This is a genomic window from Lactobacillus amylolyticus (genome assembly GCF_003999355.1).
Classification (GTDB): Bacteria; Bacillota; Bacilli; order Lactobacillales; family Lactobacillaceae; genus Lactobacillus; species Lactobacillus amylolyticus.
Window position 1 is genome coordinate 77,000 of the sequence record NZ_CP031835.1, and the last position, 21,947, is coordinate 98,946.

17 protein-coding genes, 3 tRNA genes, 2 rRNA genes and 3 pseudogenes are annotated in these 21,947 nt (G+C 40.3%); 14 read left to right on the forward strand and 11 right to left on the reverse strand.

Going from position 1 to position 21,947, the window contains the following annotated elements; translation table 11 throughout:
* Positions 1-25 precede the first annotated feature (25 nt).
* From D0Z64_RS00390 to D0Z64_RS08665, 4 genes and pseudogenes are all read left to right on the forward strand, one after another.
* Positions 26-2,924, forward strand: a 23S ribosomal RNA gene (locus D0Z64_RS00390).
* Between the two features lie 59 nt (positions 2,925-2,983).
* Positions 2,984-3,100, forward strand: a 5S ribosomal RNA gene (gene rrf / locus D0Z64_RS00395).
* 13 nt (positions 3,101-3,113) lie between these two features.
* Positions 3,114-3,186: transfer RNA gene (locus D0Z64_RS00400), tRNA-Asn, on the forward strand.
* 124 nt (positions 3,187-3,310) lie between these two features.
* Positions 3,311-4,566: pseudogene (locus D0Z64_RS08665) on the forward strand (branched-chain amino acid transport system II carrier protein).
* A 12-nt stretch (positions 4,567-4,578) separates the two neighbouring features.
* Here D0Z64_RS08665 and D0Z64_RS00410 read toward each other — a convergent pair.
* The 8 genes and pseudogenes from D0Z64_RS00410 to D0Z64_RS00445 form a co-directional block, all read right to left on the reverse strand.
* Positions 4,579-5,463: a LysR family transcriptional regulator gene (locus D0Z64_RS00410; protein WP_080881005.1), complete on the reverse strand. Its 885-nt coding sequence runs from the start codon at positions 5,461-5,463 to the stop codon at positions 4,579-4,581.
* Positions 5,464-5,572: 109 nt separating this feature from the next.
* Positions 5,573-6,439, reverse strand: a complete 867-nt coding sequence (locus tag D0Z64_RS00415) for a lysophospholipid acyltransferase family protein (protein WP_080881006.1) — start codon at positions 6,437-6,439, stop codon at positions 5,573-5,575.
* The gene (locus tag D0Z64_RS00420) at positions 6,436-7,383 is read right to left on the reverse strand and encodes a glycosyltransferase family 8 protein (protein ID WP_080881007.1); all 948 of its coding nucleotides are present in this window, start codon (positions 7,381-7,383) and stop codon (positions 6,436-6,438) included. Before D0Z64_RS00420 ends, D0Z64_RS00415 begins: the two co-directional genes overlap by 4 nt.
* A gap of 14 nt (positions 7,384-7,397) precedes the next feature.
* Positions 7,398-8,223 (reverse strand): annotated as a pseudogene (locus D0Z64_RS00425) (glycosyltransferase).
* Positions 8,224-8,234: 11 nt separating this feature from the next.
* Positions 8,235-8,993, reverse strand: a complete 759-nt coding sequence (locus tag D0Z64_RS00430) for a lysophospholipid acyltransferase family protein (protein WP_080881009.1) — start codon at positions 8,991-8,993, stop codon at positions 8,235-8,237.
* A gap of 128 nt (positions 8,994-9,121) precedes the next feature.
* Positions 9,122-9,197, reverse strand: a tRNA-Lys gene (locus tag D0Z64_RS00435).
* Between the two features lie 106 nt (positions 9,198-9,303).
* Positions 9,304-9,528: a hypothetical protein gene (locus D0Z64_RS00440; protein ID WP_080881010.1), complete on the reverse strand. Its 225-nt coding sequence runs from the start codon at positions 9,526-9,528 to the stop codon at positions 9,304-9,306.
* Between the two features lie 137 nt (positions 9,529-9,665).
* Positions 9,666-9,738 (reverse strand) — tRNA-Lys (locus D0Z64_RS00445).
* Between the two features lie 131 nt (positions 9,739-9,869).
* Between D0Z64_RS00445 and yycF the strand changes: the two genes are divergently transcribed.
* The 10 genes and pseudogenes from yycF to D0Z64_RS08765 all read left to right on the forward strand — a co-directional run bounded on the left by yycF (position 9,870) and on the right by D0Z64_RS08765 (position 18,969).
* The gene (gene yycF, locus D0Z64_RS00450; protein ID WP_080881011.1) at positions 9,870-10,586 is read left to right on the forward strand and encodes a response regulator YycF; all 717 of its coding nucleotides are present in this window, start codon (positions 9,870-9,872) and stop codon (positions 10,584-10,586) included.
* A gap of 65 nt (positions 10,587-10,651) precedes the next feature.
* Positions 10,652-12,508: a cell wall metabolism sensor histidine kinase WalK gene (walK, locus tag D0Z64_RS00455; RefSeq protein ID WP_080881012.1), complete on the forward strand. Its 1,857-nt coding sequence runs from the start codon at positions 10,652-10,654 to the stop codon at positions 12,506-12,508.
* Positions 12,498-13,841: a YycH family regulatory protein gene (locus D0Z64_RS00460; protein WP_080881013.1), complete on the forward strand. Its 1,344-nt coding sequence runs from the start codon at positions 12,498-12,500 to the stop codon at positions 13,839-13,841. Before walK ends, D0Z64_RS00460 begins: the two co-directional genes overlap by 11 nt.
* A 2-nt stretch (positions 13,842-13,843) precedes the next feature.
* Positions 13,844-14,659, forward strand: a complete 816-nt coding sequence (locus D0Z64_RS00465; protein ID WP_080881014.1) for a two-component system regulatory protein YycI — start codon at positions 13,844-13,846, stop codon at positions 14,657-14,659.
* A 62-nt stretch (positions 14,660-14,721) separates the two neighbouring features.
* A pseudogene (locus D0Z64_RS00470) lies at positions 14,722-15,193 on the forward strand (MBL fold metallo-hydrolase).
* Between the two features lie 85 nt (positions 15,194-15,278).
* Complete coding sequence (locus D0Z64_RS00475; protein WP_080881015.1) at positions 15,279-16,544, forward strand: S1C family serine protease; 1,266 nt, start codon at positions 15,279-15,281, stop codon at positions 16,542-16,544.
* Positions 16,545-17,033: 489 nt separating this feature from the next.
* Positions 17,034-17,513 carry a 23S rRNA (pseudouridine(1915)-N(3))-methyltransferase RlmH gene (gene rlmH / locus D0Z64_RS00480; protein WP_080881016.1) on the forward strand — a complete coding sequence of 160 codons (480 nt, stop codon included), beginning with the start codon at positions 17,034-17,036 and terminating at the stop codon, positions 17,511-17,513.
* A gap of 33 nt (positions 17,514-17,546) precedes the next feature.
* Complete coding sequence (locus D0Z64_RS00485) at positions 17,547-17,969, forward strand: Rgg family transcriptional regulator (RefSeq protein WP_080881017.1); 423 nt, start codon at positions 17,547-17,549, stop codon at positions 17,967-17,969.
* A gap of 123 nt (positions 17,970-18,092) precedes the next feature.
* Positions 18,093-18,356 carry a hypothetical protein gene (locus D0Z64_RS00490; protein WP_080881018.1) on the forward strand — a complete coding sequence of 88 codons (264 nt, stop codon included), beginning with the start codon at positions 18,093-18,095 and terminating at the stop codon, positions 18,354-18,356.
* Between the two features lie 58 nt (positions 18,357-18,414).
* The gene (locus tag D0Z64_RS08765) at positions 18,415-18,969 is read left to right on the forward strand and encodes an SLAP domain-containing protein (RefSeq protein ID WP_406565676.1); all 555 of its coding nucleotides are present in this window, start codon (positions 18,415-18,417) and stop codon (positions 18,967-18,969) included.
* Positions 18,970-19,023: 54 nt separating this feature from the next.
* Here D0Z64_RS08765 and pepI read toward each other — a convergent pair whose 3' ends face one another.
* From pepI to D0Z64_RS00510, 3 genes are read right to left on the reverse strand one after another with little or no spacing between them, the layout of a single operon-like run.
* Positions 19,024-19,908 carry a proline iminopeptidase gene (pepI, locus tag D0Z64_RS00500; RefSeq protein ID WP_320051446.1) on the reverse strand — a complete coding sequence of 295 codons (885 nt, stop codon included), beginning with the start codon at positions 19,906-19,908 and terminating at the stop codon, positions 19,024-19,026.
* A gap of 2 nt (positions 19,909-19,910) precedes the next feature.
* The gene (locus D0Z64_RS00505) at positions 19,911-20,564 is read right to left on the reverse strand and encodes an energy-coupling factor transporter transmembrane component T family protein (protein ID WP_080881019.1); all 654 of its coding nucleotides are present in this window, start codon (positions 20,562-20,564) and stop codon (positions 19,911-19,913) included.
* Positions 20,561-21,925, reverse strand: a complete 1,365-nt coding sequence (locus D0Z64_RS00510) for an ATP-binding cassette domain-containing protein (protein WP_127345499.1) — start codon at positions 21,923-21,925, stop codon at positions 20,561-20,563. Before D0Z64_RS00510 ends, D0Z64_RS00505 begins: the two co-directional genes overlap by 4 nt.
* Positions 21,926-21,947: the final 22 nt, after the last annotated feature.

Genomic DNA, 21,947 nt, shown 5'->3' on the forward strand with positions numbered 1-21,947 from the left:
ACCGAGAAGAGAGATTCTTGAGTAAGGTCAAGTAGAAAAGGGCGCACGGTGAATGCCTAGGCACTAGAAGCCGATGAAGGACGTAACGAACTGCGAAAAGCTTCGGGGAGCTGTAAGTAAGCTAAGATCCGGAGATGTCCGAATGGGGGAACCCGGTGCAGGAGATGCATCATTGCATGCTGTTAAGGCATGTAAGGGAAGACGCAGCGAACTGAAACATCTAAGTAGCTGCAGGAAGAGAAAGAAAAATCGATTTCCTTAGTAGCGGCGAGCGAAGAGGAAAGAGCCTAAACCCGTTGATTTATCAGCGGGGGTTGTAGGACTGCGCAAGGCAGCTCAAAGGATAGCAGAACTACCTGGGAAGGTAGGCCAGAGAGGGTGAGAGCCCCGTAAGCGAAATCCAGCGAGCGCCGGCAGGATCCTGAGTAGGGCGGAACACGAGGAATTCCGTTTGAATCCGCGAGGACCATCTCGCAAGGCTAAATACTAGCTAGTGACCGATAGTGAACCAGTACCGTGAGGGAAAGGTGAAAAGAACCCCGGAAGGGGAGTGAAAGAGAACCTGAAACCGTGTGCCTACAAGTAGTCAGAGCACATTAAAGTGTAATGGCGTGCCTTTTGTAGAATGAACCGGCGAGTTATGCTGTGCAGCGAGGTTAAGTCAGAAAAGACGGAGCCGGAGCGAAAGCGAGTCTGAAGAGGGCGAGAAGTTGTGCGGTGTAGACCCGAAACCAAGTGACCTACCCATGACCAGGTTGAAGGTGCGGTAAAACGCACTGGAGGACCGAACCCACGTAAGTTAAAAATTGCGGGGATGAGTTGTGGGTAGCGGTGAAATTCCAAACGAACTTGGAGATAGCTGGTTCTCTCCGAAATAGCTTTAGGGCTAGCCTCGTGGAGAGGATAATGGAGGTAGAGCTCTGTTTGGACAAGGGGCCCGTCAGGGGTTACTAAATCCAGATAAACTGCGAATTCCAGATATCCATACACGGGAGTCAGACTGCGAGTGATAAGATCCGTAGTCGAAAGGGAAACAGCCCAGATCACCAGTTAAGGTCCCCAAATCTATGCTAAGTGGAAAAGGATGTGGAGTTGCGTAGACAACTAGGACGTTGGCTCAGAAGCAGCCATCATTCAAAGAGTGCGTAATAGCTCACTAGTCGAGTGGCTCTGCGCCGAAAATTTACCGGGGCTAAGCATAGTACCGAAACTGTGGACGTGTTTTAAAGAGCACGTGGTAGGAGAGCGTTCTAAGAGCGGAGAAGTCTGATCGAGAGGACAGATGGAGCGCTTAGAAGTGAGAATGCCGGTATGAGTAGCGAAAGATAGGTAAGAATCCTATCCGCCGGAAGACTAAGGTTTCCTGGGGCAGGCTCGTCCGCCCAGGGTAAGTCGGGACCTAAGGCAAGGCCGAGAGGCGTAACCGATGGATAACAGGTAGAGATTCCTGTACTGCGTTTAATCGTTAAGAGCGAAGGAGGGACGCAGGAGGCGAAGCACGCATGGCGCTGGAATGCCATGTTCAAGCGATAAGCCTGGGAGCGAGTAAAATGCTTGCTTCTAAGGGCAAGTCGTGAGGAGGAGCGAAGTTAAAGTAGCGAAGGTGCAAGAGTCACACTGCCAAGAAAAGCTTCTAGCCAGAGAGAACGTACCCGTACCGCAAACCGACACAGGTAGTCAAGTGGAGAACACTAAGGTGAGCGAGAGAACTCTCGTTAAGGAACTCGGCAAAATGACCCCGTAACTTCGGGAGAAGGGGTGCTGATCGAGAGATCAGCCGCAGAGAATAGGCCCAAACAACTGTTTATCAAAAACACAGGTCTCTGCAAAGTCGTAAGACGACGTATAGGGGCTGACACCTGCCCGGTGCTGGAAGGTTAAGAGGAGTGCTTAGCTTCGGCGAAGGTACGAATTTAAGCCCCAGTAAACGGCGGCCGTAACTATAACGGTCCTAAGGTAGCGAAATTCCTTGTCGGGTAAGTTCCGACCTGCACGAAAGGTGTAATGATTTGGGCACTGTCTCAACGAGAGACTCGGTGAAATTATAATACCCGTGAAGATGCGGGTTACCCGCGACAGGACGGAAAGACCCCATGGAGCTTCACTGTAGCTTGATATTGAGTATCTGTTAAACATGTACAGGATAGGTAGGAGCCAGAGAAGGTAGGACGCTAGTCTTACTGGAGGCGATGTTGGGATACTACCCTTGTTTGATGGATGCTCTAACCTAGGCCCGTAAGCCGGGCCAGGGACAGTGTCAGGTAGGCAGTTTGACTGGGGCGGTCGCCTCCTAAAGTGTAACGGAGGCGCTCAAAGGTTCCCTCAGAATGGTTGGAAATCATTCGCAGAGTGTAAAGGTATAAGGGAGCTTGACTGCGAGAGAGACAGCTCGAGCAGGGACGAAAGTCGGACTTAGTGATCTGGTGGTACCGTATGGAAGGGCCATCACTCAACGGATAAAAGCTACCCTGGGGATAACAGGCTTATCTCCCCCAAGAGTTCACATCGACGGGGAGGTTTGGCACCTCGATGTCGGCTCGTCGCATCCTGGGGCTGAAGTTGGTCCCAAGGGTTGGGCTGTTCGCCCATTAAAGCGGCACGCGAGCTGGGTTCAGAACGTCGTGAGACAGTTCGGTCCCTATCCGTCGTGGGCGCAGGAAATTTGAGAGGAGCTGTCCTTAGTACGAGAGGACCGGGATGGACGCACCGCTGGTGTACCAGTTGTCTTGCCAAAGGCATCGCTGGGTAGCTATGTGCGGAAGGGATAAGCGCTGAAAGCATCTAAGTGCGAAGCCCCCCTCAAGATGAGATTTCCAATGCGAAAGCAGTAAGACACCTCAGAGACGATGAGGTAGATAGGCTGGGAGTGGAAGTTCTGCGAAGAATGGAGCGGACCAGTACTAATCAGTCGAGAACTTGACCAAAGCTCAGAGGTCGGAGCTTGGAATGTATTTAGTTTTGAGCGTGGAAGCTCAAGAAAGAGTACGGTGGCGATAGCAAGAAGGATACACCTGTTCCCATGCCGAACACAGAAGTTAAGCTTCTTAACGCCGAGAGTAGTTGGTGGGAAACTGCCTGCGAGGGTAGGCAGCTGCCGTGCTCTTTTTTAATATTCCGGCTTAGCTCAGTTGGTAGAGCGCTTGACTGTTAATCAAGATGTCGTCAGTTCGAGTCTGACAGCCGGAGCTAAGCGGAATAAGAAGGGAAGAGGGACGCGAGAGCGTCTCTTTTTTGTGCTCTTTTTTAGGTTTTTGTAGATTTGCTGAGAAAAATATGGCAAAATTAATAACTAATTAAAGGAGTTGAAATAATGGAAGATTTAAAAACTTTAGAACGAGAACTAAAAAAAGATTACTTTGTAATCAGCTCGATGATTTTTGCTCTATTTTTTGGTGCTGAGAACTTGATTTTCCCACTTCATTTAGGATAAATTGCAGGACATAATTGGTTTTTAGCCGCACTTGGTTTTTTAATTACGGCCGTGCTGTTGCCTTTATTATCAATTTTGGCAATTGCCTTGATTCATGCAAATGGAGTATATGAAATTGGATTACCTTTTGGATCTACATTGCATTGATTTTTATGACCTTAATTCACTTAACTATTGGTCCATTATTTGGAACTCCGAGAACTGCGACTGTTTTTTATACAGTTGGAATAGCGCCGTTTATCCCTAGTAATTACCAAAAATTAGGGTTGTTGATATTTTCAACCTTATTTTTTATATTTACTTACCTTATTTCTTATAATCAAAGCAATATTTTGGATAATTTAGGAAAAATTCTCAATTCGATTTTTCTTGTGTTGCTATTCTTGGTATTCATAGTTGCTTTCCTTTTTCCAATGGAGAATCCTAATACTGTTAAAAGCACCACAGACTATTTAACATCGTCTGGAGCCGTTATGAATGGCTTTTTACAAGGCTATAACACAATGGATGCTCTAGCCGGGTTAGCGTTCGGTGTAACGATTATCACGGCCATTCGTCAAATGGGTAAAAGGGAAGATAAAAGCATTGCGATTGGTGCAATGTCTCTTGGCAGAGTTGCCTGGTTCAGCTGACGGAGGAACCGCATTTTCTCAAATTGTTCAAAGCTATGCCGGTAAAATTGGTCAAGCAATTCTCTAGTTGCTGCTTTTGCGCAAGACTTTCATAAACATTTTTCTAAAATTAGTTATCATGGTTGGTTGGCTATTACTAGCATCAGTGCCTTCTTATTCGCCAATGTTGGCCTTGAGACGATCATTTCCTGGTCACAGCCTGCATTTTAATGCTGCTGTATCCAATTTCCATCATTTTAATTATTTTGGTCGTATTTACTCATTTCTTTAAAAAGAATCGAACGGTTTATGGTAATCAGTGTTCTATTTACTTTGGTTCCGGCAATTATGGATATGATTGTTAATATGCCAGCCGTTGTAAGTAAAAGCAGTTTTGGGCTTGCGATCGCGCATGTTAGAAATATGCTGCCGCTAGCTAACGAAGGATTATCGTGGTTCATTCCAATGATTGTTGGTTTAATCACCGGTACGATCGTTTTCAAAATTCAAGAAAAAGCAAAGTAGTAAAAAAGGGATCTATTTAGATCCCTTTTTGTTTTTCAGATAATTAATTAGATTTTTAACTTCCTGGTTCTTTATATTTTGCTTATTATAAGCTAAGTAAACTTGTCTTGTATTACGTGGCAGATCCACTTGAATTTGTTTAAGATCAAAATGATCTAAGAAGACGCTTTTAACAATTAAAGCCTTAAGGTCATTTGCAATTACTGAACTGGCCAAGCTTAGCTCATCCTTAGCAAAATTATGAATTTTTATATTTTTGTTTTTAGCGGTAATTGCCGTAGTAATGTTCTTACCTAAAGTCGATTTAGTCGAATATGTGTAAATATCTTCATTATCTAAATCTTTCAAACTGACTTTGTCTTTTTGAGCTAATTCATTATTTTTCTTAGTGATTAAAACAAGCTCCTCATTGTAAAGCGGTAGAAAAGTTAAATCGGAATAATTTTCATCTTTTGAACAAATACCCAAGTCGTATTTACCTGAGCGAAGACCTTCGCAAATTTCAGGTGAAAGAGCATCATCAAAGAAAAATTTAGCTTGCGTACTGCTTTCTTTTTGATATTCCTTGATGGTGGACAGTAAAAAAGTATTAAAGGATGTTGGGATACTTGCAATTGCTACAATATTATTTTCGCGCAACTTTTGGCGTTCGATTTCGAGCTTAGCATCTTCAATAGAAGAAATAGATTCAATTGCGGTTTTATAAAAAATCTTGCCGTATTCTGTTAAAAATACCTTACCACCGCTACGGTTGACCAATTGGCAACCTAACTCCGTTTCTAGCGATTTTAAGGAATTAGATAAACTAGGCTGTGATATGTTTAAATTTCTTGCAGCTTTAAGGAATTGTTTTTGTTCGACTAATTCTTTAAAGTAGTACAATTGACGCAAATTCATGGTGGACACCCCCTCACAATATATTCATTCCAGCTCCATGTTAATTATAAAAGAAAATATATCTACTGCAAATAAAAAAAGATTGAATATATAATAAATTCAATCTTTTTTAAAGTTTACCGCGCCAACCCGCGATATCCCAGGCTGTGAAGTCATAGTCTAATTTTTTACCATATATTTTTTCATAGGCCGCAACTTTTTGCTGATAGTCTTGTTGCTTCATCTTTTCTGAACGAGCTTGTAAACTCAATTTTACGTCCGGATAAATTACTGGCAAAACGTGCACGATATATTTAGTTTGATAAAAATTAGGATCTTTCTTTTCCAATTTAGATAAAGGTTGAATTTCAACGAAAGTAGAGATAACTGGGACATTTTGCTTAGCTGCAAAATAATAGGCCCCTCGCTGGAGTTTTCTCGGCTTGCGGTAATTCCACCACATCTCTTGTTCAGGGTAAATAAGGACCCAATTATCTTGATCTAGGGCATGATGCAAATGCTTGATGAAGTCTTTGCCAATATAATTAGGACTGTTAACTAAAGGAATCGTTCCAACATAATTCATCAAATATCTGAGAATCCCAGGAAGCATCAAATTAGTATCTTCAATTACGATGGAAAGCTTATGATGTTCCTTACTAGCCAAAGTTTTAATAGTTAATGTATCGAGCTGATTGAAGTGATTAGAAGTGATGATTGCACCGCCACGAGGCAAGTCACGCAAATTTTCAGTTCCAACGACTTTGGTAGTGCTGGTAATGGTTTTGGCCAAAACATTGAGCATTAAATGTCCAATTCCGTTGTTTAGCTTGCTGTAAATAGTATTCTGATGTTGCCAAAAGTTATTAACTAGCTTCAAGCGTTCGTCCAAGCTCATTACCGGATCACCGATTTCAACCTTGGCTGTGAAATCTCGCTTATTAGCAGCGGTCTGAATATTCTTAATTACTTGTTCGCGATTATCTCCAATAATCATAATGCCACCGAACCTTGTTTCTTAATCTGAGCCCAATTGTGGGGATCACGGGCAGTTACATCGGCTTTTTCAAGCATATGGTTTAACTTATTGCGATCCTGCTCGCGCTCTTGGTCAGTATAATTATCTAATTCTTGCTTCAATTCAGAATAGAACTTTGTTTGTCGAGCGTTTTCCCAGAAATATTTCTCATATTGGACATTGGTAAAGTGCCAAGGCTTAAAGAATAAATTGTAGTGAATTAAACCTGGATCTTTTATTTCAGGTGTATTTTCATTCGGCATTGCGTCCCAACGAGGATCAAGGTGCAAAATACTGTTTTCGCCTAATTCATTTAAATAATCCTGGTCAGGTGCAATGCAGTCGAAATGGTACTTGGTCAATAAGTCCATGAAGTGATCGATGAAGTGCTTGTCGCGGAAGGACTTACAGTTCATTACCAACATGCCGGAATTAATGTATTTCTTAGGATCAAGATCCAAAACATATTTAATATAGAAAAGCATTTTTTCGACAAACTGAATTGATGAATCCGTGCAGGCACCGAATAAATTATTGCCTAAATCGGTTTGATAAAGCGTGGCAATATCATCATTTAGTACTGTATCGCTGTCAATATAGATCGCCTTGTCATATTGCGGGAATAATTCCGGAATAAAGAGACGGTAGAAGATGGACGGTGTGAAAAAGTCGGCCCGCAAAAAATTTTCTTTTCGGTTTTTAATTGGGGCAACGAGTTCATCATTGATGTGGAAAAACTTAACGTGCACATTTTCAGTTGCCATCGCCATTAGATCGCTTTTATGCTTATCAGACAAATCTTGGTTTAAAAAATAAACGGTATAGTCAGTGTTTGGATTTGCTTTTTTAATTAAGGAATAAAGTGAAACAGCGGCATATTTCGTAAAATCATCGCTGATGCTGTAAAAGACAGGAATTGTCATTAGAATCTCCTTTACTATGATAGCTTGTTTTTTAAATTTAAATATTGTTCTAACAGATCATCGTATTCGTGCAAATGTAATACGCTATGAACGCGTTCTACGTCCCAGGGCTTAACTGTTAACGTGTGGAAGTATGGTTTAAAGCGAAAACTGGTCGTAAAATGCTGAATCATGGTATCTGGCCGCAAATGGTACTGCTCATTATATTTGCGCGGTGCGATGCGTTTTCTGGACAGCCAGCTTATTGATTGCTGATTGGTCAGGCAGGAACATCTTTTTCACTTGCATCATGTGCCGAACTTTTGCAAATAGCTTCGTTTGCTTAATTTCAGGCATATTGAATAAAAGAACGCCGGAATTCATATAGTCAAAGACGCGCTTGCTTTTCCAATTGTGGAAAAAGAAGCGACCCCAATAATCTAGTATGCCAACTATTTCCATGTGTCCTAAATCTTGATGGTAAAAAGCAGAAATATCCTTGCGAATAATAATGTCATCATCCAAATATAAGACACGGTCCGGAATTTGAGGCAATTGGTCAGCGAACAATCTGAGCATTGCGTAAGGAGTAAAACGGGTTCCCATATTAGCTGTTGGGGGCTGTTTAACAAAAAGCCGAGAACAGTCGATTAGTTCTAACGTGTTGTTTTTATTTTTTTCGACCAATAAAGAGCGAATAAAATCAGCCGCATGCTTAGAAAAAGGTTGATATTGCTTGCCAGGCAGCTCCATTGTAAGAACATAGAGGTGCAGCTCTTCGTTTGTGTTTTTCAATAAAGAAAGAGTAGAGATGAGGACACCATCTTCGGCATGCTGATCTCCGCAAAAAAGAATGTTCATTGTTCTCCCATTTATTTTTTCTGATAGTGATAGTAGTTATAATTGCTTAGTTTAGCACGACTAACTAAGCTCTTCCAAATCTGCTCGTGAAGTTTAGCCTGGGCCTGTTTCTTGTTTAGATTCTTATCTGGGTAAAAGGGTCCGTCAATATAGACGGTAATTTTTGGTCGCTTAAAGAATTTAGATCGGGTATAAGTGCTTGTCCACGTAAAGCTAGGAGCATTTAAAGCAACTGGAAAATACATGCTGGTATCAGTGAAAGGGCGAATCCGAGTGTAATAAGGCCAAACGTGAGCTTCAGGATAAATGAGTACAACGCCATTCTTTTGCCTGATCACTTTTTTAACAGCCTTAAGCAGCTTAATCGATTGCTTGATATCCTTACCAACAGGCAGACCACCATAGCGAACCAAATATTTGCCGATGAAGGGGATGCCCCAGTTAGCTTGGTCAGCGATTGCGTACATTTTTTGACAAGAAACAACCGTCAAAGGCGTAAAAACATCACCCATTGGCTGCGTGTGATTGCCATAAACGAAATATCCCTGATCAGCAGCTTTTTTTAGCTTATCTTTGCCCACAATATGAGTATGCAAAAACAAGCGCGAATAAATAAAACCAAAGCCGCAGGCTAGCGCACGAACTATTTTATTCCAGATGCGACCAGATAAGGAAGTGGGAAAAATCGCATAATCATCTGGCAAAGAAAAATCTTGCTGAGCAGAATTAACTACATCATCAGTTGTTTTCTCATAATAGTAAGTTTTCATGCTCAAGCCTCCTTAAAAAATTATTTATCATAAAAACAGATAGAAAGAAAAAGGACAGAACACATTGTGTCCTGTCCTTAATTTAGGTATAAAAAAGCACCTACTACTTGCAGTGACATTTCCATATTTGGTGGGTGGTGAGGGGATCGAACCCTCGACCCACGGATTAAGAGTCCGTTGCTCTGCCAGCTGAGCTAACCACCCATGTCATTGCTGACAGTTAATAATATTAACAATGATTAATTCTTTTGGCAAGTCTTTTTTTTAGAAAAAAGCAAAAAAATAAAAGCCGCCGTTAAGCGACTATTATTTAAAGTTTGTCAGTAATTTTGTATGGCTCACCATGTTTTTCATCGCGGGCATTTTCGGCAAGGTAAATTGCGTAGGTACCGTTCTTGGCATTCTTAGCAATAATAATTTGTCCAGCGGTTGGTTTATCTGCCTTAATAATTTGAGCGCTGCGGCGAGCTTCCTTGTAATCGTGTGATGAAGAAATTGCATCGCCAGGGTTAAAAAATACGTTTTCGTTGTTCATAAGAACGCCTCCCTATTTAAATCTTAGCTATATTTTACCAAGATTCGGTTACTAAAAGCTATCAAAAAGACGAAAACTAAGAAAATTTAAAAAATAAACAACAAAAAAAGCACCGCCGAAGCGATGCTTTAAAATAGTGGGTGGTGAGGGGATCGAACCCTCGACCCACGGATTAAGAGTCCGTTGCTCTGCCAGCTGAGCTAACCACCCATGCCATAACTGACAACAATTATTATGCAATTTATTGTGAGCAAAATCAAGTGATTTTCAGAATTTTTTGTATATTTTTGGCTAAAAAAGCAAAAACCAGTATAATATATGAAGCAAAGGAGGCATTCTCGATGCCAAAGAAAATTCTCGTCGTCGATGATGAGAAGCCTATCTCTGATATTATCAAATTCAATTTAACCAAAGAAGGCTTCGACGTCGACACTGCCTATGATGGTGAAGAGGCTGTTCAAAAAGTTGAGGAATATGATCCAGATCTGATGATCTTGGACTTAATGTTACCTAAAAAAGATGGACTTGAAGTTGCACGTGAAGTACGGCAAACTCACGATATGCCCATAATCATGGTAACAGCTAAAGATACTGAAATTGATAAAGTTTTAGGACTTGAAATAGGTGCTGATGACTACGTAACCAAGCCTTTTTCTAACCGTGAATTAGTTGCACGGGTAAAGGCAAACTTGCGCCGTCGTGATATTGTTAAAAAAGCAGAAGCTGCAACCCAAGAGGAAGCCGATAAAAACATTAAGATCGGTAACTTGGTCATTATGCCAGATGCCTATATTGTTGAGAAGAATGGCAAAAAGATCGAACTTACTCACCGTGAGTTTGAACTGCTATATTATTTAGCTCAACATATGGGACAAGTTATGACTCGTGAGCATTTATTGCAAACAGTTTGGGGTTATGACTACTTTGGGGATGTTAGGACCGTTGACGTAACTGTTCACCGGTTGAGAGAAAAGATTGAAGACAATCCAATTCAACCACAAATTTTGATTACTCGTCGTGGTGTTGGATACTACGTAAAGCAGCCAACCGAAGAATAATTTAGAAAGCCACAGGACTGCGAAAGTGTGTGGCTTTCTTTTTATATTGTGAATTTTGGAAGAGAATGAAAAAAATAAGAAAAGTACTAAAGCATACTTTCAATTCGATCAATACCAAGCTGGCAGTAGTGTTTATGCTAATGCTGCTAGCTACAATTGAAGTAATTGGAGCGTACTTTACTAGACAACTTGAACAAAGCAGTATTAAAAGTTTTCAAGAGACAATTCAAATTCCACCGATCGTCACCAATCAATTGGCCAGCCAATTGGCACATTATGGCAAAAATACTGACGATCGTCTGAATCGAATTATCAATGATTACGACACCAATTCTGATATTAGTGAAATTATTGTTGTAGATAATAAGGATATTATTCGGGCTGTTTCCAACTTGAATGATAAAAGTCGGATTGGACAAAGAATCACCAATAATGATGTTAAGCAAGTTACTTCTACTGGTCGCCAGGTCACTAAAGTAATTGACGATAAGGGAAACTATATGGTGCAAATTTCACCATTGACCAGTGGCACTAGTTCAACCAACAGTGTTGGTGCGATTTATGTGCGGGCCAGCATGCAAGGAGTATTCGATGATTTGCGCAACACCTCATTGGCCTTCTTGGCTGCATCATTGATTGCGGCCCTTTTGGGAGCGATTTTATCACTGGTTATTTCGCGTGCGATTACGCGGCCGATTGAAGAAATGCAGCAGCAAGCATTGAATATTGCCAATGGTGATTATTCAAACCAGGTAAAGATCTATTCTGATGATGAATTGGGGCAATTAGGCAAGGCTTTTAACACTTTATCAATCAGAGTTGAACGATCACAGGAAGAGTCCGACAGTGAACGAAGACGGCTGGATAGCGTTCTGTCGCACATGACCGACGGAGTGCTTGCGGCTGACCGGCATGGCAATGTTAATGTTGTTAACCAAATGGCGTTGAGCTTTTTAAATGTTAAAGAAAAAGACGTCATTGGCGAACCGATTAACAAGGTATTGGGGTTGAATGAATCAGCCCAAGACCTGATTGCTAACCAAAAAGAAATTGTTGTCACTGTCAATAGTGGTACGCGGGATGAAATGATTTTGCACGCTAGCTTCTCGCTGATTAAGCGGGTAACCGGCTTTGTTTCAGGTAGCGTTTGCGTTTTGCACGATGTTACTGAGCAGCAAAAGAATGAAAACTCGCAAAAGCAGTTTGTTTCCAACGTTTCTCATGAGTTAAGAACGCCTTTGACTAGTTTGCGGGCCTATATTGAAGCCTTAAACGAAGGTGCATGGAAAGATCCAACGATTGCACCGCAATTCCTTCAGGTTACTCAAGAAGAAACTGAACGAATGATCCGTATGATTAATGACCTGTTGAGCTTGTCCAGAATGGATCGTGGCGTTTCTAAGATGGATCTAGAGTGGGTCAACTTGAACGATTTTGTATCGCATATTCTTAACCGTTTCGATATGATTGTTAAGACCGATAAGAATACTGATAAAAAGAAGAAATACACTATTAGGCGTGAACTTGGCAATCAAGCCTTATGGGTTGAAATTGACACTGATAAGATGATGCAAGTAATCGATAATATTATGAATAACGCGATTAAATATTCACCTGATGGTGGCGTAATTACCGTTCGCTTAGTTCAAAACCAAAACCACGTTATTTTGAGCATTTCCGACCAAGGCTTGGGTATTCCAAGAAAAGATCTGGGCAAAATCTTCGACCGTTTTTACCGTGTCGACAAGGCAAGATCACGGGCTCAAGGTGGTACCGGTTTAGGCTTGGCTATTGCTAAAGAAATTGTGGAAGCCCACCATGGTAAGATTTGGGCCGACAGTAGTGAAGGCAACGGCTCAACCTTCTATATTTCCTTACCATACGAACCAATGAGTGAGGAGGATGACTGGGATGAAGTTTAAATCAAAATTTACTGACTGGCTGCTATTGCTGGTAACAGCGGGAGCTATTATTCTGTCAATCGTACTTTGGATTTTTATCATGACTAACGATCAGCGTTTTAGTCAGATCAATCAAGCAGACAGTTCATCTAAGCAACAGCTCAAGACGCGCAGTACCAAGTCGCTGTATGATTTGTGCATTCCTACTAATTCTTATGGCTATCGGAATGGTCAATTATATCGGCTGTACGATTCTAAGAACAACCTTTCCTTTGAATTTTCAAAGGATTTGCAAAAACTCAAGGTGACAAGCATTAAGCTGATTTCTTCTTCTCAAAGTCAATATGAAAAAATGCTGGCTAACCAAGATTATTTGCAATTGACATACCCTGATAAGATTACTTTCAGTGTTTTTGCAACAGGAACTTCTAAAAAGGACAATCGGCAGTTAAATCGAATTTTTATTTCTACCACCGGCAACAATCGTGAAATCTATGTCGGCAATGATAAGAATTATCGAATTTACCGTGTAAAAATCAAGAAGGGCGATTTTACGCGTTTACGTAAATATGCTCAAAACGCGCAATACAAAACTCCGATTAAATTCGTTAAAACCAAGCTGGGCTATACCGCCTACTACACTAAAACTGAAAAGTGGCGGGTATACAGCTATCTGATTAATAAGCAAGCAGACTCATACTTTGTAGCTCGTTTGCTAGGAACTTCCGGAGTTTCAACGCGGACAAGCAAAAAGGGCTGGACAGCTTATTCATTGAATTATTCAACAAGATTGCGCGTGCCAAAAAGCAAGTCAAACAGCGACGATTATTTGTACACGCACTATGAAAAGAATCAGTATGTTACTAATACCAGCCGGTTATTAGATAGTATTTACTATGTTCACCTGATCGGGTTAACTGAACAGGACTTGCGTTTCTTTGACGCTGATGCAAGCAGTATTCGCTATACCAACTATGTTGAGGGTACGCCAGTCTTTTTAAACAAACATGAGGTGCAAGTTACCACGACATTTTCAACGGATTCAATTTCTGTTGCCTTTAACAGCATCAACCTGCAGATTCCAATTCCATTTGATGGGCAAACAACAACGCTTGCACCAACAAGTGAAGTGGTTGCTAAGTTGAAAGCACATGGCTTAGACGAATCAGAAATCGATGATATTGTCGTCGGTTCACAAGTTCAAAAAGACAGTACGCGCGATAATTTGGTAAATCTTGTCCCGACCTATTATGTGAAAGCCTATGGCGAATGGAAGTCGGTTGATGAATGGATGAAGCAGGATTTGACGGCATATCGCAGAACAATCAATCCCCAAAAAAGCGAGGTTAATTAAAAATGGATCATAAACGAATCGAATGGTTGTTTTTAATTGTTTTCTTGTTGATCGATATATATTTAGGCGTTGAAATTCTGCGGTCACCTGTTAGTTTGTCAGATTCTACTACTAGTTCAACTAATAATAGTATCCGTTCTGAGATGCGGGCAGATGGAATCGATTTGCCATCTAAGCTTTCGACAAGTCAGGCTTCAGGCTATTATTTGGCAGTTAAAAAGTCAGATTATTTGAGTAGCAAATTGACCTCTTTGACTCAGGTAAACGCCAGCTATTCAAAAACTGATAACAAATTAACGGCCACGCCTAAGAATATCGTCAGAATCAGCGGCAGCAAAAAGCAGATTTTGGCGGAACTGAATAAGTTTAAAAATGATTCGCGCAATGTTCCTTATGGCAAGCAATATCGCTATGAAGCAATCATGTCCGGCAGCAACAACTATACTTTCGTTCAAACGTCAGAATATGGTGACATTTATGATAGTGGGGCACAGCTAACGATCAATATTAAGTCCAAGACGATTGAAAACTATACTTTAAGCTACTTGGGTCCAGTAGTTGCAGTACGTGAACAGCAGTCTACTATTTCACCATGGCATGCGGTTCGTGCAATGTATACTGACCGTGAATTGGCAAATAACTCACGAGTTATGAAAGTTAGCCTGGGTTATTCTAAGTTAACCGAGGTGCGTGGCAGCACTATTTTGCTTCCAACTTGGCTGGTCTGGGTTGAAAACAAGGCGACCAAGAATGTAACTTTGAAGCGGGTAAACGCATTTACGGCACAAATGATTCAAACTAATACAACATATAACTAATGGAGACTGAGGGATAAGTGTAAGTTTCTGTTTTAGCCAGCGGCTCAACTGGTAATGTCAGCTTGCTGACGACCAGGCAGCATAAAATTTTGATGGATGCAGGTTTATTCTGGAAAAAAGATAAAGAATTTGCTGGTTGAAGTTGGCGTGGATATCAATGAAATCGACATGGCCTTTTTGAGTCACGATCATAGTGATCATAGCAGTGGATTAGGCGGCTTGATGCGGCGCTATCCTAAGATCGATGCTTTTGCCAATATCGGCACCTGGAATTATTTGCTGGATACCAATAAAATTGGCAAATTGCCGGTCGAACAGATCAATACTATTGAACCAGGGCAGGCACTGCTAGATGTGGTCACGCCGAAGACCAAGCATATCTTTTTAGCGCATCGCAGCCAGCATAATAATACTGAATATTTGGCGCATGATACTGCGGAAGAGATGCTGGTGCAGGGGGATGCCAGTTTGGATTCAGATGTAAAAATCATCGATACTGATCCGCAGAAGCCAACTAGTTTAGTAAAAATTTAGCCTTTTTGAAAGCAATATTCATATATTTTTCAAATTTGAGCAGTATATTTATATTAAAAGAAAAACAAGAAAGAGAGTAATGTGTATGGAAAATCAACAAAATAATAATCAAAACCCAAACCTAAACACTAACAGACCAAAAAAGAAAAACAATGTCTTAGTCAAAACAGCCATTGTTGGTGTCGTAGCCGGTTTAATCGGTGGTGGTGTTTCTTATACAGCACTTGATGCTATTAATAATGCACAAGTTGGCAACAGCAATACTGCTCAAACCAGCATTTCTTCAAGCAGTTCCAAGGTCTCTAAGACTAGTGCAAAAACTAGCGGAACAATGACCAGTGCTTACAATAAAGTTAAGGGCGCTGTTGTTTCAGTAATTAACTTAAAGCGGGAACCTTCATCTTCATCAAGCAGTTCCATCATTGAAAGCATTTTTGGTGGCAGCAGTGATAGCGACAGCTCTTCATCTGGCAGCGGCAAGCTTGAAACTTACAGTGAAGGTTCCGGTGTTGTTTATATGAAATCAAACGGTAAAGGCTACATCGTAACCAACAACCACGTTGTTTCTGGCGCTGATGCTGTTCAAGTAATGCTTGCTAATGGTAAAACCGTTAATGCCAAGATTGTTGGTAAAGATTCAACAACTGACTTGGCCGTTCTTTCAATCGACTCTAAGTATGTAACGCAAACTGCTTCATTTGGCGATTCTAAGAGCTTGCAAGCTTGTCAAACAGTAATTGCGATTGGTTCACCACTTGGTAGTGAATATGCTTCTACGGTAACGCAAGGGATTATTTCAGCTCCAAGCAGAACGATTACTACTTCTTCAGATTACCAACAAACTGTAATTCAAACCGATGCAGCCATTAACCCAGGTAACTCTGGTGGTCCATTGGTCAACTCTGCTGGTCAAGTAATCGGGATCAACTCAATGAAGCTGGCAGAATCAAGTGATGGTACTTCTGTTGAAGGGATGGGCTTCGCTATTCCATCTAATGAGGTTGTAACGATTGTTAACCAATTAGTGAAGAATGGTAAGATTACCCGTCCACAACTTGGAGTTAAGGTTATAGCTTTGAGTGGTATTCCTGAAAGTTACAGAAGCCGTTTGGGCATTCAATCAACTTTGAAGAGTGGTATCTATGTTGCATCTGTAACTAAGAATAGTTCAGCTTCAAAGGCTGGTATGAAGGCTAAGGATGTTATTACCAAAGTTGACGGTAAGACAGTAACTGATGTCGCATCGTTACACACCATTTTGTATAATCACAAAGTCGGTGATACTGTGACCGTAACCGTTAATAGAAATGGTAAGACACAAAACTTAAAAGTTACTCTTGAAAGTAATTAACAAGTAGAATATTCCATAATCAAAAATAAAAAAGGCGATGTAATGCGTGTTTCACGATTATATCGCCTTTTTTCTTAACTTTAAATTTGTGTAACAAGATAAAGTTCGGAAAATAAACTTGTCAAGTTTTCGAAAATTTTATAAGTTGTTGATAACTGTGGATAAAACTGTGAATTGTGGATAAGTAGGGTATAATGACTTGTTAATAACTGTGGATAAGTTGTGAATTGTGTGTAAGCATTAGTGAACAAAATATTGTTAAAACATCCGTTCATAGCATAATAATAGGCTTTTCACGCATAAAGTTTGTGAAAGAAGTTTTTCGCAGGGGCTGATGTGGGAAATTATTTTAAAAAAATTGAAGAAAGTTTTGAAACACAAGTTGTTGGAAAAAATAGATTAGGGACTACAAAATGTAGGTTATGCTTTTACACAGGTGTGGAAAACTACGGTGGAAACATTGTAGATTAGGGGATAAAATAAGATATTATGAATATCAAGATAGTTTGTGTTGGAAAATTAAAAGAAAAATACTTTAAAGATGCGATTGCTGAGTATGAAAAGCGCCTTAGCCATTTTGCCAAGGTGAAGATTGTGCAGGTGCCGGATGAAAAGGCTCCGGAGAAGCTTAGTGATGCACAAGATGAGCAAGTTAAGAAAATTGAAGGTCAGCGAATTCTTAGCAAGATTAAGGATAAGGAGTATGTTTATGTGACTGCGATTAAGGGAAAGCAGCGCAGCAGCGAGGAATTTGCGAAGGAGATTGCGGATTTAGGCACGTATGGTCATTCGGATATTACGTTTGTGATCGGCGGCAGTTTAGGTACGAGTGAAGCTGTGAATAAGCGTGGGGATGATTTGATTAGTTTTGGCAAGTTGACCATGCCGCATCAGCTTATGCGCATTGTGCTGATTGAGCAGATTTATCGGGCTTTTATGATTAATAGTGGCAGTCCGTATCATAAGTGAAAAAACCCCAGCATTCTCATTTCAGAACAATTTGTGGGTATTAAGCATTGGTTTAAGAAGGAAATAATTCTATTTGCTAATATACAATTATTACTTAATTCAGAAGAAGTTTATAAACTGTCCAGATCATTGATTAGTGAGGTACATAACCAGTATTTAGTTTCGGTTGTTACAAGTAATACTTTATTAAATGCTGCATTTGTTTTAGTAAAAGATAAGCAACCTGATAAAGCTAAAGTAATTTTGAATACAACAAGTAAGTTGAATTATTCTAAAAATGATCTTTTGACTAATGTAAGAATCAAATTTATGAATGCTTTATTAGCATATATTGATATTCATAAAGAGTATGTCATTAGTCAATTTTTAGATTCTTTAGAAGATAAAAATTTAAAAGAGAGCTATACATTTGCATTTCTTCAAATAAAACATATTTATAATTTTGGTAATAATTAATTACCGACATAAATTCGAACGTATCATTTCGTTTTGTTGTTAAAAAATCCCTAATTAGGGATTTTTTAACAATTTATTTTCAGGAATCATATATGATATAGGTGCTTTGGTAATAAGGCAAAATTGAGGTTTCTAATCAGCATAATTTCGACAATCGTTAGTGCTGCTGGTACCGCGCAAACAACAGACACAACCAATATTACTTTGACAAACGGGGACACAGTAAAAATTTCGGGTAAGGTATCAATCGTCTCAAATCCCGTTGATACTTCAAAGGCCGGTGAAAACTTCACCGTTCAATTATCTGGAGAAAATAATACAACCATTTCTTATCAAGTATACGTAAAACCTGCTACTTCAATTCAATTGTATCTTCCTGATAACTAAAACTATGTCAAAGGTTTAGGAGATACAGATACTTTCTATCAAGGCCGTACTTACTACGTTGGTAACCTTATTAGATACGAAAATGGAATTCTACACTGGTGTTTCAACAGTATCTGAAGCTTCCGCAAATGCAAATAATAATGCAACACTCTGGAATCAAACTAAATATTTAGCAACTAGCAAGGCCTCTACACCAAGCCTGGTTCAAAAGACTGTGACGCATGCAGCCCAAGGATATACAGCAGCTGGAACTAAGACTAAAAAGGTATTTTCAGCCTTTAGTACAGTCTATGTAAAAGCTAATCCAATTCATATCGATGGTGGTCAATATTATACAAGTGGTGATTTCTATCAAGTTTACAATGCTGATGGAACCTACACTAATTACTACATCAGTGTCTCCAACATCGATGGCACTAAGCGTACATTGACCAAAAATGCCTACATCTGCGCAACGAGCACTCGCCGCGCTACCAAGACAGTCCTCAAGAAGGGCACAACAATCACTAAATATGGTGGTTCTTACAAGTTTAAGAACGGTAAACTTTACTACAGAATTCAAGGTGCAACCGCCACAAACAAGCGCTACGTAAAGGTTGCAAACTTTAAATAATCTAGGCTCACATAAAAAAGTCACCATTCTATTTCACTTAGAATGGTGACTTTTTTAATCATTTTTATCTAACCATCTGCACAACAAATCAATATGTTCATCAGTCTTCTGCACAAATGGCATATGGCCGCAATATTCAAATAGTTGCCATTCACTGCCCTTAATTCTGTCATGCATCGACTTCGCAACATATGGCGTGCATAAATCGTCAGTCCCGCTAGTAATCAAAGTCGAGACCTTTATTCTATCTAATTTGTCTGTGTATTCATAATCGTGTAAATTGCCTTCCGGCGTGTATTCATTTGGTCCCCACGCAGTTTCATAAGCCAAGGTTCCGCTCTTTTTCTTCTGGCGCACGCATTCAGGCAAATCAGCACTCATCTTGATAACATGCTGACTCATGAAGTGGTCGTTAGCCTTCAAATAAGCAGAGCCAGTAAAACTTTTCTTGTCTTCAGCTGCTTTAATTGCTGCCTGTTCGTCATCCGGCAAATATTTGATCATCCGGTGGAGCTCTCTTGACCACAAACTAGCTGAAGCCAAAGTCGAGGAGAGGATCACACTTTTAATTCCTTCAGGTTGATAATCGCATAAATAAATGATTGCGAGTATGCCGCCCCAAGACTGACCCAACAGATGGATTTTCTTCAATCCCAGCTGCTCACGCAAATTCATCAATTCTTTTACCCAAGTTTCCTTAGTGTAAAGTTCTGGGTGATCGTCAGGGATGCTTGAATTGCCGCAGCCCAACTGGTCATACATGATAATTTGACGCTGATTCTTGGCAGCCAATTCATCCAAAACCTCAAAATAATTGTGGCTTGATCCAGGACCGCCATGAAGCAAAAACAACGGTGCCTTCGAACTTTTAGTACCTACAATTCGATAATAAGTTTCATAACCCATGAATGGGATTTTTCCTTCAGTAATTTGCATCATTTTCACCTAAAAATAAATAAACAAATATTGAACAAAAACAGAATCAATACAAAAATACACCAATCATTGCTGGTCAACGGGATCTTAATGATTGCCGACCGCTCTTTTCCTTCAACGTAGCCATGAGATTCCATTCCCTGAGCTAAATTCTCAGAGGAGGATAAAGCCACCAAAATTGCCTTGAAATACAAAATCGGTGACCAGAAGCTCAAATATACGCTCCGCATCATTGCCACTGTTCTGATTCGTTTCACCGCCATCTGCATGCGCGGAATAATATTCAAGGCTGCCAATACTCCATATGCGAATTTGCTCGGCAAATGCAGATTTTGTTCAAAAGAACGGGCCAACTGAGCAGCTATTGTTGTTTTAACGACACAGGCAATGCTCAAAACATAAGCATAAACACGGCTGGCCAATACCCATGCATAATAATGATCCGGCTTGGTTGAAAACCAGTACAAGGTCGCAAAAATAGTAAATGCCGCAATCAACGGAACTGTCAGCAATAAGCCCAAATCCTTAAGCGAGATCTTGTGCCACAGCAAATAAAGCAGTGCACAAACAATGACGATGCTATTCGTAGTCAAAGATGCCTTCAATGATATTTCCAGGGAAATAATAAAAACTAAAATGAATTTTAGACTGGGATTCATGCTTGCACCTCACTTACATATTTTAGCTTCTGTGCCTCAAAAACGAGGTGGTAGTCGCATAAATCTGCGAGCTCGTCTACTTGGTGGCTGATGATTAAAAAGCTCTTATGGAGTTTTTTTTGGCTCTCTTGCATTAAAGCAATTACCTGTTTGATCGATTCGTGATCTAATCCAGACAAAGGCTCGTCAATCAGCAAAACCTCATGCTGACCAAGCAGCATAAGCAGAATTTGCAGCTTCTTTTTCTGCCCACCAGATAAAGAATAAACGATTTGATCCAAATGAGAGTCCAACTGGAGTTTCTTAAGTGCGGCCGCAATTCGCTCATCAGTAAAAAATGAATTGCGCGTTTTCTTGCTTAATTCGATCTCTTCACGCACGGTCACTTTTAAAAATTGATCATCAGCTGCCTGAAAGATTTGTGCCACTTGGCGCAGATACTTCCGTGGCTTCAATTTGCTGATCTCATTTTGGTGAAAACAGAGGCTGCCGGAATAAGGAATCATTTGCGTTAATGCCTTAAAAAAAGAAGTTTTGCCGACACCATTAGGACCGGTAATCAAAACGTTTTTGCTACTTTCAAGCTGCAATTGCTCCTGAATCAGTAAAGTACGCCCTTGCTTTATTTCTGTTTTGTTCAATGAAAACAAAGACTGAGCTATCTTATTAGGCAATGCAAAGGAAACCTTTTTTAGCGGTTTAGCTGCAAATAGTGCATCTTTTTCCTCATCGTCCAGCAGCGTGATTGTTTTATTTTTCATTTCGTATACTCGGTCGCAAACAGCGGTATAATCCGTGAAAACATGATCGCTAATGACGATCGTCTTGCCTTGATCGCGCAACTGTCCTAATTTTTCGATTAAAAATTTCCGTGCTTCTGGATCACAACTGGCAAAAGGCTCATCTAACAAGAAAAGATCTACGTCCATTGCTACCAGCACCGCTAATGCTACCCGTTGCTTTTCGCCACCAGATAAAGTGCTGATCTTTTGATCGAGCATTCTGCTAATCTGTGTGAAGGTCACAGCCTTTTTCAGTCGGCCTTCATATTCAACCTGATTGAGTTGCAAATTTTCTAACGCAAAAATAATTTCATCGCGCGGGGTAGCCATTGTAAACTGTTCATCAGCGTTTTGAAACATCATCGCATGACTTAAAGAGGTAATGACTCGGCCCTTTGTATGACCAGCATATTTAGGATATAAGCCGGCCGTCAATTTTAATAAAGTCGACTTGCCACAGCCGGTAGGCCCGATTAATAATGAAAATCCATTAGGTATTGTTAGATTTAAATTTTTGACAATATAATCATCTTTTTTGTAACTAAAATACAGATGATCAAATTTAATTGATGCCATCATAAAATTTTTCCGTTAAATAAAA

Coding starts and splice junctions, on each gene's coding strand:
- D0Z64_RS00410 (WP_080881005.1), bottom strand. CDS start 5,463: ATGAATTTGCGTCAATTGTACTACTTTAAAGAATTAGTCGAACAAAAA.
- D0Z64_RS00415 (WP_080881006.1), bottom strand. CDS start 6,439: ATGATTATTGGAGATAATCGCGAACAAGTAATTAAGAATATTCAGACC.
- D0Z64_RS00420 (WP_080881007.1), bottom strand. CDS start 7,383: ATGACAATTCCTGTCTTTTACAGCATCAGCGATGATTTTACGAAATAT.
- D0Z64_RS00430 (WP_080881009.1), bottom strand. CDS start 8,993: ATGAAAACTTACTATTATGAGAAAACAACTGATGATGTAGTTAATTCT.
- D0Z64_RS00440 (WP_080881010.1), bottom strand. CDS start 9,528: ATGAACAACGAAAACGTATTTTTTAACCCTGGCGATGCAATTTCTTCA.
- yycF (WP_080881011.1), top strand. CDS start 9,870: ATGCCAAAGAAAATTCTCGTCGTCGATGATGAGAAGCCTATCTCTGAT.
- walK (WP_080881012.1), top strand. CDS start 10,652: ATGAAAAAAATAAGAAAAGTACTAAAGCATACTTTCAATTCGATCAAT.
- D0Z64_RS00460 (WP_080881013.1), top strand. CDS start 12,498: ATGAAGTTTAAATCAAAATTTACTGACTGGCTGCTATTGCTGGTAACA.
- D0Z64_RS00465 (WP_080881014.1), top strand. CDS start 13,844: ATGGATCATAAACGAATCGAATGGTTGTTTTTAATTGTTTTCTTGTTG.
- D0Z64_RS00475 (WP_080881015.1), top strand. CDS start 15,279: ATGGAAAATCAACAAAATAATAATCAAAACCCAAACCTAAACACTAAC.
- rlmH (WP_080881016.1), top strand. CDS start 17,034: ATGAATATCAAGATAGTTTGTGTTGGAAAATTAAAAGAAAAATACTTT.
- pepI (WP_320051446.1), bottom strand. CDS start 19,908: ATGATGCAAATTACTGAAGGAAAAATCCCATTCATGGGTTATGAAACT.
- D0Z64_RS00505 (WP_080881019.1), bottom strand. CDS start 20,564: ATGAATCCCAGTCTAAAATTCATTTTAGTTTTTATTATTTCCCTGGAA.
- D0Z64_RS00510 (WP_127345499.1), bottom strand. CDS start 21,925: ATGATGGCATCAATTAAATTTGATCATCTGTATTTTAGTTACAAAAAA.